This is a genomic window from Marinomonas sp. A3A (genome assembly GCF_018336955.1).
Taxonomy (GTDB): Bacteria; Pseudomonadota; Gammaproteobacteria; order Pseudomonadales; family Marinomonadaceae; genus Marinomonas; species Marinomonas lutimaris.
Genome location: NZ_CP025532.1, coordinates 1847778 through 1867030, shown reverse-complemented (window position 1 = coordinate 1867030; position 19253 = coordinate 1847778). Strand labels below are relative to the sequence as shown.

19 protein-coding genes are annotated in these 19253 nt (G+C 42.8%); 8 read left to right on the top strand and 11 right to left on the bottom strand.

The features are described from left to right. Positions 1-78: 78 nt before the first annotated feature. The 4 genes from CYL31_RS08635 (at position 79) to CYL31_RS08620 (ending at position 2946) form a co-directional block, all read left to right on the top strand. A complete protein-coding gene (locus CYL31_RS08635; protein WP_212918508.1) occupies positions 79-1272 on the top strand; it encodes a Bcr/CflA family multidrug efflux MFS transporter in 1194 nt (397 codons plus the stop codon). 70 nt (positions 1273-1342) lie between these two features. Continuing rightward, positions 1343-1693: a HopJ type III effector protein gene (locus CYL31_RS08630; RefSeq protein ID WP_212918507.1), complete on the top strand. Its 351-nt coding sequence runs from the start codon at positions 1343-1345 to the stop codon at positions 1691-1693. Between the two features lie 143 nt (positions 1694-1836). After that, positions 1837-2658 carry an HAD-IIB family hydrolase gene (locus CYL31_RS08625; RefSeq protein ID WP_212918506.1) on the top strand — a complete coding sequence of 274 codons (822 nt, stop codon included), beginning with the start codon at positions 1837-1839 and terminating at the stop codon, positions 2656-2658. A 126-nt stretch (positions 2659-2784) separates the two neighbouring features. After that, positions 2785-2946: a hypothetical protein gene (locus CYL31_RS08620; RefSeq protein ID WP_157789920.1), complete on the top strand. Its 162-nt coding sequence runs from the start codon at positions 2785-2787 to the stop codon at positions 2944-2946. Between the two features lie 43 nt (positions 2947-2989). Here CYL31_RS08620 and CYL31_RS08615 read toward each other — a convergent pair whose 3' ends face one another. Beyond that, positions 2990-4498 carry a TyrR/PhhR family helix-turn-helix DNA-binding protein gene (locus CYL31_RS08615; RefSeq protein WP_212918505.1) on the bottom strand — a complete coding sequence of 503 codons (1509 nt, stop codon included), beginning with the start codon at positions 4496-4498 and terminating at the stop codon, positions 2990-2992. Positions 4499-4531: 33 nt separating this feature from the next. Beyond that, entirely contained in the window at positions 4532-5746 is a 1215-nt protein-coding gene (locus tag CYL31_RS08610; protein WP_212918504.1) for an ROK family transcriptional regulator, read from the bottom strand. 200 nt (positions 5747-5946) lie between these two features. Here CYL31_RS08610 and CYL31_RS08605 point away from each other — a divergent pair, with 200 nt between their 5' ends. Further along, complete coding sequence (locus tag CYL31_RS08605; RefSeq protein WP_212918503.1) at positions 5947-7137, top strand: AGE family epimerase/isomerase; 1191 nt, start codon at positions 5947-5949, stop codon at positions 7135-7137. Between the two features lie 108 nt (positions 7138-7245). Then, on the top strand, positions 7246-8199 hold the full coding sequence (locus CYL31_RS08600; protein ID WP_212918502.1) for a LysR family transcriptional regulator: 954 nt from the start codon (positions 7246-7248) through the stop codon (positions 8197-8199). A 95-nt stretch (positions 8200-8294) separates the two neighbouring features. Here CYL31_RS08600 and can read toward each other — a convergent pair whose 3' ends face one another. The 5 genes from can to CYL31_RS08575 form a co-directional block, all read right to left on the bottom strand. Then, positions 8295-8927: a carbonate dehydratase gene (gene can, locus CYL31_RS08595; RefSeq protein WP_212918501.1), complete on the bottom strand. Its 633-nt coding sequence runs from the start codon at positions 8925-8927 to the stop codon at positions 8295-8297. Continuing rightward, entirely contained in the window at positions 8920-9777 is an 858-nt protein-coding gene (locus CYL31_RS08590; RefSeq protein WP_212918500.1) for a putative RNA methyltransferase, read from the bottom strand. Before CYL31_RS08590 ends, can begins: the two co-directional genes overlap by 8 nt. A gap of 128 nt (positions 9778-9905) precedes the next feature. Beyond that, on the bottom strand, positions 9906-11885 hold the full coding sequence (locus CYL31_RS08585; protein ID WP_212918499.1) for a putative bifunctional diguanylate cyclase/phosphodiesterase: 1980 nt from the start codon (positions 11883-11885) through the stop codon (positions 9906-9908). A 61-nt stretch (positions 11886-11946) separates the two neighbouring features. After that, a complete protein-coding gene (locus tag CYL31_RS08580) occupies positions 11947-12831 on the bottom strand; it encodes a DUF1853 family protein (protein ID WP_212918498.1) in 885 nt (294 codons plus the stop codon). Beyond that, the gene (locus CYL31_RS08575; protein WP_212918497.1) at positions 12828-13169 is read right to left on the bottom strand and encodes a YqcC family protein; all 342 of its coding nucleotides are present in this window, start codon (positions 13167-13169) and stop codon (positions 12828-12830) included. Before CYL31_RS08575 ends, CYL31_RS08580 begins: the two co-directional genes overlap by 4 nt. 114 nt (positions 13170-13283) lie before the next feature. Between CYL31_RS08575 and CYL31_RS08570 the strand changes: the two genes are divergently transcribed. After that, entirely contained in the window at positions 13284-14369 is a 1086-nt protein-coding gene (locus CYL31_RS08570; protein WP_212918496.1) for a DUF3549 family protein, read from the top strand. Between the two features lie 159 nt (positions 14370-14528). Here the strand turns inward: CYL31_RS08570 and CYL31_RS08565 are convergent, their stop codons facing one another. Beyond that, positions 14529-15137, bottom strand: coding sequence for a TetR/AcrR family transcriptional regulator (locus tag CYL31_RS08565; protein ID WP_212918495.1), 609 nt, complete (start codon positions 15135-15137; stop codon positions 14529-14531). 95 nt (positions 15138-15232) lie between these two features. Here CYL31_RS08565 and CYL31_RS08560 point away from each other — a divergent pair, with 95 nt between their 5' ends. Continuing rightward, positions 15233-16114, top strand: coding sequence for an SDR family oxidoreductase (locus tag CYL31_RS08560; protein WP_212918494.1), 882 nt, complete (start codon positions 15233-15235; stop codon positions 16112-16114). A 258-nt stretch (positions 16115-16372) separates the two neighbouring features. Here CYL31_RS08560 and CYL31_RS08555 read toward each other — a convergent pair whose 3' ends face one another. The 3 genes from CYL31_RS08555 to CYL31_RS08545 all read right to left on the bottom strand — a co-directional run bounded on the left by CYL31_RS08555 (position 16373) and on the right by CYL31_RS08545 (position 19138). Beyond that, positions 16373-16684, bottom strand: a complete 312-nt coding sequence (locus CYL31_RS08555) for a type II toxin-antitoxin system RelE/ParE family toxin (protein WP_212918493.1) — start codon at positions 16682-16684, stop codon at positions 16373-16375. After that, the gene (locus CYL31_RS08550) at positions 16672-16929 is read right to left on the bottom strand and encodes a type II toxin-antitoxin system Phd/YefM family antitoxin (protein ID WP_012069454.1); all 258 of its coding nucleotides are present in this window, start codon (positions 16927-16929) and stop codon (positions 16672-16674) included. Before CYL31_RS08550 ends, CYL31_RS08555 begins: the two co-directional genes overlap by 13 nt. A gap of 343 nt (positions 16930-17272) precedes the next feature. After that, a complete protein-coding gene (locus tag CYL31_RS08545; protein ID WP_212918492.1) occupies positions 17273-19138 on the bottom strand; it encodes an ATP-binding protein in 1866 nt (621 codons plus the stop codon). Positions 19139-19253: the final 115 nt, after the last annotated feature.

The window sequence follows — 19253 nt, the reverse complement described above, 5'->3', positions numbered from 1 at the left end:
ATTATAATTTATCAAACCTTTTGCGGATTTATGAGTGCAACTCGATAAAACCGATTAACCAATCTTTTAAGTTGCCATATGAAACTCACATTCCCTATTATTTTAGTACTCGGTCTTTTATCAGGACTGACACCTTTAGCGATTGACGCTTATCTACCAAGTATCCCAACTATTTCCAAGAGCCTAAACACTGATATTGGCCTCATTCAGATGACGTTAAGTATCTATTTGCTGGTGTTTGCCTTTCTACAGATTCTTTTTGGCCCTATTTCCGACGCTATTGGCCGACGTAAAGTTGTGGTCGGTGGTTTAACGGTTTTTGCTATTGGCAGCTTTATCTGTGCCTTGACACAAAGTTACGAAATGTTGCTAGTGGGACGAGCAGTTCAGGCCTTGGGCGGTGCCGCTGTAGCTGTGTGCATTCCTGCTTTGGTGAAAGACGGTATGTCGATTAATCAATTTGCCAAAGCCATGTCGATGATCATGTTAGTGATGGCATTGGCACCTTTGGCGGCACCGATTATCGGTGGTGCCATCCTCACCATTTTAAATTGGCACTATATTTTTGTCCTGCTAGGCATTCTAGCAATTCTCGCCATTGTGCTATTTTTGCGCACCATACCTGAAACGCTCCCCGTTGAAAAACGCACCCCCTTCTCATTTGGCAACGCGATTCGAAACTACATAATTTTGCTTAAAAATCGCTCGGTCATGGGTTATATCGCGGCTTCTGCCTTTTACTTTGCGGGCATGATGAGTTTTATTACTGGCTGCTCCTTTGTATACATTGAAATATATGGCGTTGATCCGGCAAACTTCGGCTTCTTAGTTGGCTTAAACGTTATTTCTATGATGCTGGCCTCAACCATTAATGGTCGTTATGTTGAAAAGCTTGGAACAGAAGTTTTATCTAAATATGCTATATATATTCCATTGGCTGCCTCAATATTAATGATTGCTCTTAGCTTTTTCGATCACCCACCACTATGGATTATCATCATTGCCAGTATGTCATTTATGGGACCAATGGGAATTCTAGGAAGTGGCTTTATGGCAGGCGCGTTAAAACATGCAGGTAGTCATAACGGTAGCGTCACAGCACTTGCCGGAACCTCTCGTTTCGCCTTTGGTGCCTTAGGTGGCGCCGTCATCAGTATTCTTCACAATGGCACTTTTGTCCCCATGCTTGGCACCATTGCCGCTTGTGGCATAATTGCTTTTATTTGTTTCAAAGTGACCGTTCGATACGCTGAACCAACCGCTGATCACTAACTTTATAATCCATCAAATTATTACATTAAACCGACATTTTTTATTAAACCGACTAATTGACGGAGTACCAATGCTAAGTACACAAACGCTAATCGAAAAAATCAAAAGCACGCCAGAACAGGTTCAATTCAAAGAAGTCATTGATGTCATTGAGCGCGAGTACGAATTCACGCCTGCTGCGTTTTCTAATGGCAAGCAGACCAATGGCATTAATGAAAACAATGGTTCTTGTAAGATTTTTTCTTTCGGATCTATTCACCAGCTAACTGAAATAGAAACACTGAATTTGTTTGGTGATTTTTACCGTGTCGATGTGTTAGACAATCCAGAAGCCAGCGACCATCAAAACATTCGCCAATTTATTGAAAATGGCTGGAGCGGTATTACATTCACAGCGACAGCGCTTGTTCAGAAAGGCTAGTCTCTTAAAAGGCCACAACACACACTTACTGTTCGCTGTGGCCTTTCCAAGCAATCCAAAAAATAGCTTAACGCATGCCTTAATGGTTGAACTCCCCTTTCATAAAATGCGATAGTGTTGAACATTGCATATATGAGGTGATTATGGAATTAGTGGCATTTGATCTAGATGGAACCCTACTTAATCGGCATCAACGCCTGTCTGATTACACACTCGATACCCTTGAGCGTTTAAAATCTGCAGGGGTTTTCTACACGGTTGCGACAGGCCGAACTCACTTTGCAGCCATGCCTTGTATTGAAGGACATGAATTCCCAAACTGGCAGATTTTTAAGAACGGTGTTGAATGGTGGGATCCACAACAAAATCTATATCGTCATCGCAACCTACTATCACAAAGCCATATTTCAGAGCTGCTTACATCTTTTGAAGAAAACCAAGTCACGCCTTTTATTTTTTGCCTAGAAGACGATGGTTCGCACAGAGTTTACCATTCGCCGCTGACTGGACATTTGAGCGACCACATCGCCAATGAGCTGGGCAACCATAAAAATATGAGTCTTCACCCCATAGCGGAGCTATCTCATAATGCAAGAATCACTAATATTAGTGCGATGGGCCGCCCCGAGTTTATTGAAAAAATTGTCCTAGATAGCCAAAAACACAGCCATTTAACCGCCTATTCCGGTGGTGGCATTTATAACCCTGATGCATTCTGGTTAGACATCCATCACAGCAATGTGTGTAAAGGTTCTGCATTGATGGAACTAAAAGCAGAAATTGGTGCCGAAAGGTTGGTAGTATTTGGAGATGGAGACAATGATCTATCTATGTTCTCTGCTTCAGATGAAGCCTTTGCAACCGATAACGCATTGCTTCATGTGAAAGATGCTGCTACCGATGTCATTGGTCATCATGATGAAGATGGCGTAGCAAGGTATCTAAGAAAAAGGTATAACTTGTAATCTTAAAGGTTGGGGTTGATTTACAAAAAATCTCCTCCATTAACTTAAAGACAACATATTTAGCCTTTACCCAACGATCATTTTGAACCATGATTGTTAAAAGAATAATTAGTTTGGAGAAATGCCATGTTTGAATTTTTGTTATTCGTCGCTGCCTGCGCAGCAATTGCTTTCTTGGTAGCCAATATCCAGAAAAACACCGCACAACCGAAAACAAAGCTACAACCAATCAAGATTGAGCGCGAAGAAGTACGTCGTCCTGTACCACGTCATAGACGCCCATACTAACTAACCCTTTCTCCATTCTATCTATTTGCCAGATTGAAACCTTTCAGTCTGGCAAATACGTATTTATCCCGTACTCTTTTAGTTTATTCGCTATTGCGCTATGACTCATGCCAACAGCTTTAGCTAGCCGCCTTGTACTTGGAAAGCTGGGGTAAAGTCGTTTTAGTAACTCAGCCTCCCATTGCTTTACTGTCACTTCCAACGAATCATCAATCAACACCATGTCAGCCATGTAATTATTCTCTGGTAACTGCACATCATCCGCTTGCCACTCTTTGTCTTGAATCGTCAATAAGGTTTGTAGACAAGTGTTTTGTAACTCTTTCAAATTACCAGGCCAAGAATACAAAGCCAGCTTAGTTAAAGCCCCCTTTGAAATAGAAGGTACAGGCATGCGATAACGCTCCGCTTGAACCGATACAATTTGCAACACAAGCCCTTCTATATCCTCTTTTCGCTCCCTAATCGATGGCATAGGTAACACCAAAGCAGCCAAGGAAAAATACAAATCTTTGTTTAAAATATCGCCTTTACCAAGTTGCATTTGGCTTAACGAAGACAAACTAACCAAACGAACATTACTATCAAGGCTAGTACTTTCACCTGGTTGGCGAGACAACCAATCTGCTAAGGCGACTTGAGCTTGCTCATCAAGGAATTCAATATCTTCAATCACAAACCAGCCAGACAGTTTTTCTAATGCGATGATGTCGTCTTTCACTATTTCTCTGGCATGGCGAATAATGAGCTGCGCCTCGAGCTCGCCCTGACGCTTTTGCCAATACTGAAACAGCGCATCAACCAAGTCTCTCTTGCCCGTGCCCACTTCCCCTTGAATCAGCAAAGGCATTGGTACTTGTGCAAAGGCTTTTGCTTGCAACAAGGTTCGTTTCATAACGGCGCTTTTAATTAGCGCTGGCTGGAAGTAGGTTTCTAAATGATTCTCTGCATCTGGCGCTTGCTTTAAACTTTCAGCTTGTCGATCCAAACGTGTTTTAGATTTCAAATAAATTACAGTGCCAGCAGGATTGGCAACACCCTCGTCGTCACTGACAAAAATCGGTTTCATTTCCAGCAATAAAGTTTTGTTACGAATGCGAATTCGTTTACTCATGCCATCACGTGGATTCGCCCATGCTTCTTTGGAAACATTAATTCCTTTGATAAACTGCTGAACAGGTTTGTGTAGCAGGTTCAACACAGGCACATTCAAATCTTGTGCAGCAAGCTCCGTTACCATGGTGATATTGCCCTTCAAATCAACAGAAATCACACCATCGGGTAAGGCTTCTAACAAGGTATAAAGCGCGTTGTGTTCTCTTTCAGATGGCGTGAACATCACGGTTTTAACGTCTTCTACGCTATCTAAGCGACGGATATCCGCTAACAACTGCTGCAGTTTTGAAAAAGGTATATCGGAAAAGCCACAATAAATACAACGACGCTTGGTATCGACTTCCACTAAGCGCATATCGATACCATGAGGAATAAATAAGTCGAGGGCTTCTCGCACCATACCTATTCTGTCTTCACATTGTATTTCTAACCTCATCACTTCTCTCTTTAGTTTTCTATTTTGCTCTCTTTAAGAGACTGAAACGGCGGATTTTGAACTTAGCAACAATAGATTTTGCTGCGGAGCAAAGCTCCCATAAAGCGGCAATACGGCAGCACCTAAAACACCGGCGGTATGACCTGTTTGTGCAATACGAATCGCTGGTAACGGCAACATACTGTGCGCTGTTAACGTACTTTCAAGACAGACAATTAACGCAGCCAATACAGGAGACGGTAAACGACCGCCAATCAAAACCGCCTCTGGATCGTATAAAGCAATCACCGATGCCAAAGCCGGAGTCACCTCAAACGCCACTTCATTTGCCCATTGCTCGATAAGTGTAGTGTGTTCAGAGCCAAACCATAGCTCATCAGACAAAGGCCATTGAGTTTGCTGATCAGCAAAAAAACGACGCAAGGACGACAAAGACAAGGCTTCAAGAATCCATTTGCCATGCTTGCCCGTTGCAGTGGGAATTAAACCAAAGCTACCGGCTTTTCCGTGAGCACCAAAGTAACATTCACCATTAGCTACAAAACTGCCACCACAAGCAGTGCTCACGAATAGATAAAAAAAGTCCCGTTGTGGCGTAATCGATGCCAGCAACAACTCACTGGTCGCCGCAGCGACAGCGTCGTTTTCGCAGAAACAGGGCACGCCGGTTAAATCCGTCAACCAAGTCTCAAACGCGTCCGATTGCCAATAGGCCAAAGCGGCTTTTAAATTGTTTAGATCCGCCCTTTGATCCGAGTCCGTCACCAAGGTTTCTAACCAAGAATCCATATAATCGGGCCTTGCCAGACCGATTCCTTGAATCTTGCTCCAATCTTCTCCTAGTGTTGTTTTCACTTCTTCAATCAAATCTTGAGCGATTTTCTTAGCTAAATTTGCAGTGGGGAACGACACCATTCGTTCTAACAGCAAAACACATTCGCCACTGAAATCTAACAAAGCAGCGCTGATATGATCACGATCGACATTGATGCCTAGACCATAAGCGCCTTTTTTATTGATGCTAAGCTTTATAGAAGGCTGGCCTCGACGACCTTTTACCTTGCCATCAACTTGCAATAAGTGCCTTTCAAGCAAAGACGAGGTGATCACAGAAATCGTTTGAGCACTCAATCCCGTCTGTTCGGCAATCTTTACTCGAGAGATCTCAGGGTGCTGTCGAACCAAATGAAGAATGATGCGCTCATTATAAATGCGGCTTTGTTCAGAAGTACTACCTGACGATTTCATATAACCCTATTCTTATATTGAGCCAATAAATTAGGAAGATTTCTCTACTTCACTCGTAACATTGTGCAAAGATCTCAAAGGATTGCCATCATTTAATAAATCTAATTGATTTAATCGCATAACTCATTAAGATGAGAAATCAGCTTTACAAAAATAACAAGGCTCAGATTATACAGCAGAGCCGAAGCAAAGGACGACACATGCCTTCTTTTCCAGAGTTTACATCTGCCGCTTTTTTAAAAGACCACATTCAATCAACGATGAATTTTTATCACCCAAACTGCATTGACCCTGCGGGTGGTTTTTTTCAATTCTTCAAAGACAGTGGCGACATTTACGACGCAAATACTCGCCACTTGGTCAGCAGCACTCGCTTCATATTCAACTATGCTAAAGCTTATCAAGCGGAAGGCAAAGCTGAGTATTTACAGGCTACACGTCACGGCTTAAGCTATTTGAGAAATCGTCATCGCCGAGAAAACGGCGGCTATGTCTGGTTACTCAACAAAGAACAAAATCTTGATGAAACCAATCATTGTTATGGCTTTGCCTTTGTTATGCTCGCTTATGCAACCGCTTATAAAGCTGGTGTAGAAGAAGCAAAACCATGGATTCAAGAAACCTTTGATGTCATGGAAAAGCATTTTTGGGATGCCGAGTTTGGGCTATACAAAGACGAAATATCCAGCGACTGGCAAGATGTTTCGCCTTATCGTGGACAAAACGCCAATATGCACAGCTGCGAAGCATTGCTCGCCGCTTACGACGCCACGCAAGAACCTCATTACCTTGAACGCGCTACATTATTAGCAAATAACATTTGCTTGCGCCAAGCCGCTCTCGCTGGCGGTGAAATTTGGGAACATTACACGATTGATTGGCAAGTTGATTGGGACTACAACAAAGCAGACCCAAAACATTTGTTTCGCCCTTGGGGATTCCAACCAGGCCACCAGACAGAATGGGCTAAACTACTACTTTTGATTAACCAGCGCTCGCCTCTAGACTGGCTAGTACCAACCGCTCAAAAACTGTTTAATTCAGCATGGGAAAAGTCCTGGGACGAAACCAACGGCGGCCTTTGTTACGGCTACGATCCAGAAGGCAAGATTTGCGACGGTGACAAGTATTTCTGGGTTCAAGCTGAATCCTTTGCGGCCGCTGCGATGTTAGCCCTCGCCACCAAAGAAGAGCATTATTGGGATAAATACCAACAACTTTGGCAATACAGCTGGTCTCATATGATCGACCATCAATACGGCGCTTGGTTTCGAATTCTGACTAGAGACAATAAGGCTTTCGATGACTGCAAGAGCCCAGCAGGCAAAACCGACTATCACACTATGGGCGCTTGTTATGAAGTTATCGACCAACTCACCAAGCAATCTTAATAACCTTATTGTGTAATCTCTCTACTGAGTGGGGGCTAACATTCTATTCATTGCTAAAATGGAGTATGATGCAGCCCCTACGATTAGTGGACACGGGCCTCTTCCCTTATGCAGTTAGACAAAATAGATCTTAACTTACTTCGTTATTTAGACTCCTTACTTCGGGAGCAAAATGTCACTCACGCCGCCAACCAGCTAGGTATCACACAACCAGCGATGAGTAACGGGTTAAGACGTTTAAGAGATCTATTTCATGACCCACTATTAGTCAGAACCAGTGATGGCATGATGCCTACTGCTCTGGCGATTCAATTGCAGCCGCGTGTACAAAGTATCTTACAATCTGTTGATGAAGTTCTGCACTTAGGACAAAGCTTTGAAGCGGAATCCAGCTCTCGTGTTTTTCGAATTATGGCCAGCGATTACGCCGAAGCCACACTCATTCCACCGCTAATGAAAAAGCTCCAAGCAGAAGCGCCAAACGTCATTCTCGATGTAATGAATCCAAGTGATGTGAGCTTTCATGACGTTGAAAAAGGTAAAGTCGATTTAGTCATCAATCGCTTCGATACCTTGCCACAGTCGTTTCACCAAAAATCTGTTTGGGTTGACCACTTCTCTTGTTTGGTACCAGCCAATTCTGAGATTGCCAAAAACTTCACGTTAGAAACCTATCTTGCCTCTCCTCATGTCTGGGTAAGTAAAACAGGTTTCGGGGTCGGCGTTGGCATTCAACCAGAAGAAGTTCAAAAATTAGGCTGGGTAGATGGCTCATTAGCTGATCTAGGCTTTAAACGCAATATTCGTCTGTTTACTCGTAACTACAATGTTGCTATGCGAGCAACAGAACAGCTTGGTTTAATTGCGACTTTACCGTCATTGGCAACTCGTCTAATGAAGGGTAACACTAGTGTTGTGGTTCTTCCTCCACCATTTGAAATTCCACCGGTCGAATTAAAAATGCTGTGGAGCCCATTGCTGCAACACGATCCGGGCCATATCTGGCTTCGCTCTACTATCGCAGGCTGCGCCAAGACCATTGCGGAAAACAACAATTTATAATTGTCTATCCATCGCCAAGTAATCAAAAAAACGAGCAGATGGCTCGTTTTTTTGCTTTTCAAGAAGACTTACAAAATAATGTAAAGCTCACTTTTTTACATATTGTTCATTTGCTCAAGCGATTCCTCAGCACTGGACACGGTTCTTTTCAGATCCGTAATATGACCATTATCAATGCTGTAACACCAGCCATGTACATGCAATTCTTGTCCATTTTTCCATGCATTTTGTACAATACTGCTTTGGCAAACGTTCGCAACTTGTTCGACTACATTCAATTCACACATACGATCAAAGCGACTATGTTCGCTTTCTATAGCGTCCAACTCTTCTCTGTGTAAGCGGTAAACGTCTTTAATATGACGCAACCAGTTATCTATCATGCCGTGCTCTTCGGTTCCCATTGCGGCTTTGATACCACCACAACCATAATGACCAACAACCATGATGTGCTTCACTTTCAACACATCAACCGCAAATTGAATAACCGACAAACAGTTCAAATCGGTATGCACCACAACGTTAGCAATGTTACGGTGAACAAAGACTTCACCGGGCAATAGATCGACAATTTGGTTAGCAGGAACGCGACTATCAGCACAGCCAATCCAGAGGTATTCTGGTTGTTGCTGCTTAGACAATGTAGAGAAAAACTCTGGATCTTCAGCCGTAACCTTCGCAGCCCACTCTCTGTTTTTATTAAAAAGGTCATCTAAATGGCTAGACATGATTCACTTCCTTAATTTTCTTTCGATACCAGCGAAGCTTAATGTCCGCAGTTAGGATTATAGAATCGAGCAGCTTAACAGCTTCTCGACCTTCGTATGACGCCTTATGAATATGAGGCGTCATACTTAATAAATCTTGAATTTGTATTTGTGAATCTAGGGTGAAAGTGAAAGTTTCCGCTTGCTCCAAGACCAAATCAAAATCTGCGAGCCCCTCAGAAAAGGTCTGCTTATATTCATGAATCGATGGGTAAAGTATTTTGCGCAATTCAATCAAATGATCTGAGCCAGATTCGACCAATAGCAACAATCCATCGTCACTTAGTACCCGTGAAAACTCAGTAAACACAGGAAAACCGAATAAGCATAAAACGGCATCAAAACGATCCTTTGGCATTGGTAAACTTGCGTTACTACCAACTAACCAACTCACCGTTTTATCACGCTTGCTTGCTGCTAAAATTGCCCATTTTGAAATATCGAGCCCTGTGCGCTCTATAGCAATATCTCGATCGCTTAAAGTCTTACCTATTTCGCTAAGATAATAACCTTCGCCACAGCCTGCATCGAAAATTCGGACGCCCTTGACTAAATGGTCTTTTGGCCAAGAAGATAAAATAGCGTTAACAATAGGAAAGTAATGCTGTTGATTTAAAAAGGCTTGCCGCGCTGCAACCATTTCTTTGCTATCACCAGGATCTTTAGAGCGTTTATTTTGTACAGGAAGAAGATTTACGTAACCTGTTTTGGCTACGTCATAAGTGTGTCCATGTTCGCACTTTAAAACACGTTCATCACGGCTTAACGGTGCGGCATCTATCGGACAAGAAAGGTTTTCGAGCGTCGACACAGTGTACCCATTGTTTATTAATTGGCGCTGAGCAAGGAGAATAACCTATTAGCCGCAAGCAGAACATCAAAAAAAAGCTAAAGCTATAAAGCTTTCTTATTTCAACGTTTCATTTTAACTTATAGCGTCTAAATCTTTTCGCTATGATCTTTCAGATAAATAAGAAAATCGTCACTGCATAAAGGTTTAGAGAACAAATAACCTTGTACTTCTTGGCAATCGTAACCATTTAAGACATCGACTTGTGAGCGATTTTCCACACCCTCTGCAATAACTTTTAAATTCAAACTATTTGCCATCGCAATGGTTGCTTTCACAATGGCATCGTTATCGCAATCCAGACCTAGGTCATGAATAAAAGAACGATCTATTTTTAGGGTTTGTATTGGGAATTTTTTCAAGTAAGCGAGCGACGAATAGCCAGTACCAAAATCGTCTATAGATAAAGTCAGACCCAACTTACGAAAGCCATGTAGTTTTTCAATCGACTGCTGGGCATCTGCCATCAACATACTCTCTGTCAGTTCAAGCTCAAAATACTCTGGATCAACACCCGTTTCTTCTAACACTTGCTGTACCATATCAACCAAATCAGCTTGCATAAATTGACGGCTAGATAAATTAACCGACAGTTTGATCGGTGCCAAACCCGCTTCACGCCACTCTTGTAGCTGGCGACAAGCTCTTCGAATGACCCACTCACCCAAAGGAAGAATCAAACCGCTTTCTTCTGCCAAGGGAATAAATTGATCAGGACTGATCATCCCAAGCTCAGGATGAACCCAGCGAATCAAGGCTTCTGCGCCCACTACGACTTCATCAGGAAGTCGAACCTTCGGCTGATAATGAAGAATGAATTGCTCTTCTTCTATCGCCTTGCGCAAACCACCGCCCAATGTGAGATGCGCATTGATGTTATCGGCCATGTGATCTTCATACACACAATACATATTGTGGCCTGTAGACTTGGCTCGATACATGGCGGCATCCGCATTTTTGAGCAAATTATCTATATCGTCGGCATGCTGCGGATAGCTTGCAATACCAATACTGGCGGTAATCATCATTTCCATTTTGGCAACAGGATAGGTATTACTCGCATTTTGCATGATGCTTTGAGCAATGCTTTCTAACTCTTCAATGGTATTGGTATTTTCCAATACCACCACAAATTCATCACCACCCAATCGATACAAACAAGCAGCGGCGGGAATACTGTCTTTTATGCGCTCTGCAACTCGCTGAATAAGCTCGTCACCCACCCTGTGACCAAAGTTATCATTGATCACTTTAAAACCGTCTAAATCCAAGTACAAAAGACCAAATTGACGATGACGCTTACGCGCATTCACCAAGGCACTTTCTAACTGCTGATACAACAAGTTCCTATTCGGTAAATGAGTCAAACCATCGTAATTGTTAAGACGATAAAGCGCGACTTCGTGATCTCTTTCTTCTTGAATATCGTGAGTTAACAAATAAACAACATCGGTAGTCGGCTGATGCGACACTTCAATTTTGTGCCAACGAACCCCATTTTTAGTAGAAAGCCTTATCTCTTGAGACAAACTCTCCCGCTGGGCTAAACGACGAATAAAACTATTGGCAGCACCAGATACCGCAAATAAATCTCGCACATGCTTGATATCACCAAACTGCTCAGCGAAACGCTTACTGGATTCGACGTAGACACCGCTCTGTTCAAAAACAGCAAAGGATAAGGTGCTAAATTGTGAAAGAAGGCCGCAGTTGGAATTGTTGTTAGACACACGAGGAGGCAAAACAGGATGCGCCTCGACCGATAAGCCCTTGCGCGCACCACCTAAAGAAATAACAGAGCCACTTACATTGTAATGCGAGCCATCTTTCGAAACAAATGGCCATTTGAACGGCAGAGCTTCGCCAACATCAAGCGCCTCTATATACAAAGACAAGCGATCTTTTAACTCAGACCCAATCACACGCTGACCCGATTTAATGTCACTCAATGAGTCCATCAATAGAATTTCTGCAGCCTCATTGCACCATGGCACACTGGATTGCTCTATATCTATAATCCAAGCAGCTAATGGCATTTTACGATGCAGTAATTTTGATAAATCAGTCATTTCTTTTGAAGGCTACTAAAATACATTTTATTCATTCTGATATTAAATTCTGTCGAACCTCTCACCATGAGTCGGGCACAATAAACACACATCGGCTTATTCTGTTTGTACTGTCACTGAATATTTCTGCTGTATTAAAAGCCTGCCATAAAAATACATGTTGAGGTCGGTCATCAAGTAGGAATTCGCCTACAAGATTGTAGGCAGATTGCAGAGAATTGAAAGGAAAATTATCATTAATATTGGGCGAAGCCAACCAATGAGGCTTTTGTAAGATTGTAAAGTGTGAAAAATACGACATTAGTAAATCAATATTTGATACACGGATCCAACCGCCGCGATTGGCTTGGTTAAACCAGGTACTCACCTCGTCCTGACTATTTAAAGCAGAATACAATCGCCCAAATACCAATAGATTTGAAATAGGATGTCGCCCTTTAGCAACGTCCTCAATCACAGACAAACCTTCTTCTGTTTGCAAAATTTGTAACTGATGATCTCTTGCTCGAGTGACTTTTTTTAATAAACTGTCATTTTTATTTGGCCCGATCCAATCATGAGGAAAAAGATCTGGCCTTTCTAAATAGAACTTAATGGCTATTTCGAATTGGTGAAGTTCACTATTAGGCGTTTCAACCAGCATATCCACTTCACCCAGCGTCTTTCCTTCACTTTCAATTTGGAAATGCTCTAAATGGATTTTCAAATGGGATAAATGTGCTATCGCAAACGAAAACAACGTCTCAAAGTAACTACCAAGAAAGTGCGATTTACATGCTGCCATTGCCGCAACCAAAGGTTCTGGATCACTGTCCAGCACTAACAAGCGTTCATTCACATCCGCAACCCAATAAGGCTGCAGATCAAAATCACGCTCGATATAATGCCCTTCCACCAGCCAGGCAAGATCTTTGACCAATGGATGACGAACCTGATCAGATATCACAAACTACCACTTAAATGCTGATCGATCCGATTTAAACAGGTGACAATATGACCAACTTTAGCCTGTGGCTTATCACTAAACGCTTCTTCAGCCATTGGCGAAATATGACAACGTACAGGTAGATCACTTCCCGTTGCTAACATTGTTTTAAACCGCTCAATCATCACAAAGCGCAACCATTGCTCGAACCTCATTGTATCAATACAAAAAGGCTCAGAACTCTGTAACGCTTTATCGCTTGGCGCTTCACATTCCCAAACATCGCAATCTTGCATCGCCATTTGCAAGTCCATCAATAAATCAGCCAACACATGATGGGCAGAAAAGGCTTTTTTCAACCTGATTTCTCCTTTGAAAAACGGTAAGATAGCGCAACTTTAACTCAATATAAAAGCACACGTATAACGGCGCGCACTAGCGCCCTTATCGGCAACAAGAGCCAAAACTTTATCATGAACAAATTAGAATCTCTGTCTGACTTATTTGATCTGGTTGGTTGTGACGTAAGCTACTATGACATAGGTCGCAACATCACCAAAATCACGCCACAACAAGCTGTACAATTCGACCGCAAACAACAAGCCTACCCTTTCCCATTCCGCCAGCATGCTTGGCTGGCCTGTTTATTAAACATGGGAAGCCAACAAGGTAAAAATTTTAAAAAAACAGACATCATTGATCAAGGCGTTATTTGGTTTATTAAACTACCGCTAGACGAAGCTGGCTGTTTAAACCTTGGCACACGCGATCATTTTATCAAAAGCATCGTCGATAAAATATTGCATAAAGGCGAAGAAGCAGGATTATCAGAAGCCCTTGAAGACAGCCCTTATGCCTTCAAACCAGATCAAGAGCGCATGGCAAGTTTGCATGCCATTCTAGGCAAAGACCTACACAAAGCACCATCGCACTACTTCGATGACGTTGTTCAGTACCTGTCATCAGACCTAACAGAAGAAGACGACAGCTGGCAAACACTAGGACTTCAAGGGATTGCAGAACTCGCTGCCAGAGTAGACGAAGACAAATACCAAAAGCTAATACAAAAAGCCATTCAACAAGCCACCAAACCTGTTGTTAGCGCTTTATGCCACGCTCTTGAGCACGAAACCCTGTCTAGTAAATTACAAGACACGCTTATCGCGCAACTGCAAACCGAGCAAGATGCTCTCATGCAAGCAAGCTACCTACGCGCCCTGTCCAGAGCAGACTTAAACGACACACTATTATTACCACTGTTTGGATTGCTTGGCAGCCTAGCAGAATGCAAAGACGACGATCTTCACCCTATCGCCGCACTCGCGGCAAAATGCCCACATTGGTTAGGCCAAAACCCACAGCTACTGCGCATCATCATGGAAAAACTGGCACATCGAGAAGATGGCTATATAGCCTTCAAACAAATCGCAGCCGAACTAAGCCAACACCCAGAAACCAAACAACCGCTTTGGACACTGCTACGCAGCGGACACATCAGCCCACAACTGGCACAAGCCGTGAGCTATCTATTCACGCAAACGCCAAGGTCAGTGCAGTGATTGAGAAAAGATTGAAGTGAGATGATTGGAGTCTGGAGCGTTTTAGATGAGAAAACGCTACAAGACTCCCTTTTTTTTATGAAAATGAGGTTTTCTGAACCATTTACACAGAACTCAGCAAAATTTGATTCTCCAAAAGCACTTTGAGCTAACAGATGCCTACTTCAAGATAGAAAAAGCAGCCACAAGTATCTTCTTGACCATCTGTGGATCTTCGCCTCGTGCAAGCTGTGACGAAGCATTACCTAGCTGAGCATCAATATAAGTAGCAGCAAACTCTGGTGACATATCGGCAGTAAATTCACCTTTGGCCTTTGAGCGCTCTACCCACTTTCTGAAAGTAACTAATCCCTGCCCCTCAAGAAAATCGACTTGCGCTCGTGTTTCTTCACCCAAATGAATTCGTGATTCACGCATTTTTATAAAAAGACAGCCATTTGGGGACTCATGATTACAACTAACTGAAGTAGCAAACACCACAAGATTATCAAGAGCGTCCCGAAATGGAGTTGCACTATTGAGCATCTGCTGAACTGGACCTAACACTTGCTCTTGATACCTGATAAGTACAGCCTTCATCAAGCCATCTTCATTTGAAAACTCACGATAAAGACCAGGCTTTGATACACCAGACCTCCTGCAAATTTCATTAAGAGACAAATTGGCTATGTTCTCTTTCCAATAAGAATTCATTGCCACATCTAAAATATGATCGCGATCTAGGGTCTTTGGTCGCCCCCTTGAAGGCTTAATTGAATCTAAACTCATTTTAATACCGCCTAGTATTTTAATTTGACATACTAATCTTTTGCGCTTATTGTACCGCCTGGTACTTAATTAGCAAATCGAATAGGAAAGAAAAAATGAGCAATACAAAAAAAAGCATCGTTATTACAGGAAGCAGCAGTGGCTTTGGTCAAAAATCAGTAAAAGATTTTGCAGATAAAGGCTATCAAGTGTTCGCCACTATGCGCGGTCCAGAAGGTAAAAATTCTGCAGTTAAAGCAGAGCTGGAAGCGTATAGCGATTCAATTCAAGTTGTTGATATGGATGTTACCAACGACGAATCAGTCAAAAACGCCATTGCGAGCGTACTAAATAAAGCCGGAAAAATTGATGTTTTGCTAAACAATGCGGGCGTAATGTATCTTGGTATTACCGAAGCATTTAGTATTGACCAAGCTCGCGAGCAAATGGAAACCAACTACTATGGCGCTATGCGCACTATTCTGGCCGTTTTACCTGCGATGCGTGAAGCTAAATCTGGCCTTATCATCAACACCTCATCCATGGTTGGCCAAATTTCTGCTCCGTATTTCTCTACCTACGCTGCAACCAAACATGCTTTAGAAGGCTATCTTCAAGGTTTACGCTACGAAGTAGCACCATTCGGTATCGATGTCGCCATCGTACAACCTGGCCCATTCCCAACAGGTTTAAGCGCATCAGGACAACAACCATCTCGTACAGACATACTGGACAGCTACGGTGAATTGGCAAACATCCCTGCCGCCATGTTCGAAGAATTCGGTAAATTTATGCAGAGTGATCAAGCACCTAATCCACAAATGGTAGTAGATGCTTATTTAGCCCTAGCAGACATGCCTGCAGGTAAGCGCCCAACACGCACACCTGTTGGCTTGGTCTGGGGAGTGGATGAAATTAACGCTGCCAAACAGCCTATTCAGGACCGTGTTTTGACAGAAATGCAACTAGACAAAGTTCTAGGCGGCGCTGACGTATAATATTCGTTATCAGAGGCAAACAATACTTTGCCTCTTTTTAGACCGACATCAAGTGAATGTCGTGTTTGAGAAATAAATTAGAGTCTGAGTGTCTGAATTTAAAGATGCTGCAGACTCTTTTTTTAGGATGTATAAAAATGGCTTATTGCCACTCCATCTTCATCAAGTCTTATCGTGATCTACTTCATTAAGCTTTTTTGCGTAAGGGTTTTTGACTGAATTTGAAAAATCATAATGATCACGCATAGCGATAATCCTCTAGTTTTCATCCGTAGTAGACAGTAAATACTTGCGTAAATCTCTTTCTTGCCTCAACAGATGAAGGATATAGACTGAATCGTTATCAACTTTGTAGAAAACACGACAAGGATTCACTACAACTTCTCGATAATTTAGAGTCGAAATTTCTTCAGGGATTCTACCGGAGTCAGGAAATTGTTCGAGTCTCTGCACCTTACTGAAAACATTTTCTACTAATTGCCTCGCAGCGTACGGATTACTCACTGCAATATACTCAGCAATATCGTTCAGATTATTCAGTGCTGGCTCAGTCCAAATTATTTGAGCCATTTACTCATTTTCTCTTTGGCTTGCGACATATCCATTGTTCGACCTTCACGGATGGCCTGCTCGCCCTTCGCAATACCTTCCAAGATCTTCATCCGTTCCACCATCAACTCGTAATCGGCAACATCAAGCAAATAAGCTGATGGCTGACCATGCTCGGTTATCAGAATAGGCTCTTTTGACTCACGCAAGTCAGCAAGCAGCTTCGTTGCCTGCCTCTTTAACGTAGTAACGACTTCGGTTCTCATAGCGACACCTCAGATTAAAATATATCACTACAATATCACTCAAATTTGGAAAGAACTAATGCTGCCATCACCAGCTGATTATTCCCACTAGTCTCAATAATTGGCAAACATTCACCCACCGATCACGTAGGTCTGATGAGACGAGGAACGAGGCGTGATCTGACGAAACAAGCTCGGTAAGCATTTGCGATGTGATATTTAAAAGTAAACGCCTTGATAAGACAGACTTCTAAAAAATAGTAATTATGGTCGTAAGGCTAACGCCCGCAGCACGCGCGGCTTTGTAGTGTAGGCGAAGCCGCAACGAAAAAGCCGTCGCTGTGCCTGCGATTGTTATGCATATCTACTCAGATCCCAACATATCTCGAACTTCATTTACATAAAGCTGCCATTCCTCAACCACCTGCCGAGTAACGCTGGATTCAAACTCTGGATATTTTTGCGCGTGAAACCAAGTCTCAGAGTTACCGGAGATTCTATCTTTGTATCCAGGACCCATTCCCCACTCTTCAAACAATACATTCCAGAGCTGATTATCTGATGAAAGCTTTTCTTCATACACAGCGCGCCCCTTAGCAAACGCTTTTTGGTAAATATCACCAAGCCGTTTTTCAGTTGTTTGTTTTAACTGTTTAAGCAGCGCATAGGCAGGTTGAAGCTCATTTTGGGAAAGCATGTTATCGATTAGTACAATAAATTCATCCTTTAGCTTGCCGATTTGATCAACAACTTGCTCCCGAGCACCGGTAGCTAAAAGCTGATAGTAATCGAGGTTGTGCAACTCTCCTCGGCGATTGACACTAGCTCGAACACTCGCAGCATATGTACCCTTGTTCTTGATGTCATTAATCAATGGTAAAAAATATTCTTTTAGCGAAGGAGAACAGCTTTGAGCCTTTTTTATCCATGGTTCCAGCGTATTCTTGACCTGATTCTTCGCCGCTTTAGCTGATTGAGAGACCAATTCAGTTTCGATGTCACTAATAGCCTTCTCGATATCGTCAATATTCTCGGCATATTGGTCACGTAGCACAGAGACTTTTTCGACCAACAGTTTGTTAAGTTGCTTGGGGTCATCGGACTTTACATCGAAAAATCGCACATCTAGGTTGTCCAATTGTAGCGTGTGCTTTAGATCATTAACCACCTGCTCAGCACGGATCTCGCGTCCCTCAGTTTTGTCACCAACAGGTTCATCTATGTCGATAACTTTCTCTGCTTCACTCTCCCTATCCAGAATTAACAGAACGATTTCTTTAGCAACTCGTTGGTTTAGGCCTGCATCCTTGGCAAGCTTCAGTAACCCTGAAATTGTTTTATCTGGCGCTTCGTTAAATCGGCAGCACAGAACACTGACGGTACGATTGTCAGTAAGACAGCTATCAAGGTCAGCACGGTTAACCGTCTGATCGACACCTTTTGTATCAATTACTGACAGCGCGTAATTGATATTATCGAAAAGTCTTACTGGCACCGATATGCATATATGCTTGGATAAACCAACGCTCGGATGAGTGCAGCTATTGATGGCTTTGAAAGTTGTATGCAACCACTTGTTTTGGTCTATCTCATCATCATTAATGAATCGCGTTTGATGATGCGAGGGAAAATCAATACGTTCCAACAACCCCTCCACTAACGAATCTACAGACTGGTAATCGGCAGCAAAATTTTTAGCGTTGTCTGTAGTGATTCGCTTGCCTTCGAGGTTTTTCGTTCGTGATGTCCGGAGGTCGAGCATGTTGCGGAGCGCTCTTTCAACTTCGGCACTTAGTTTAAATGACTCGGAACTATCCGATTCTGCATTATCTGATATATGTAAGTATTGAGCAAAGTCAGTGAGGTAGCTCTTTACCTCGGCTTCGGAATGCGGCGTAACTTCGATCTCTAGTTGGGAACCAGCGGAGATTTCCACTTCGCAAAGCGTGGTCCGACCGCTGCCTGTACTGAGGATTGGTTCTTCTCCATCCAGCAAACCCAGTAGGTGGCATATGGCGGTTGTCTTTCCGGTACCGATGTTACCGATAAATGCCAGCCTTTGACCTGAATTTGAGAGATAATAAACGGCATCGTCAAAAAGCTCCCGATGGTTAGCTAACTGTTTCCGTGTTGCGCTCTCATCTGGCAGCTTTTTCATCAGACTTTCTATTGTTTCATGCAAAGCCTTTTGCCGACCTTTCAGATCATTAGACTCAATTTTCATACTCATTTATCGTACCCTCTGATCCCCATTTGCCAACTCTCCAGAACTACTCCTAATTGCATAACGCCTAAATCAGGTGCGCCGTAGGCGTCACCTGGATTTACTTGTTACATTTCGTTGC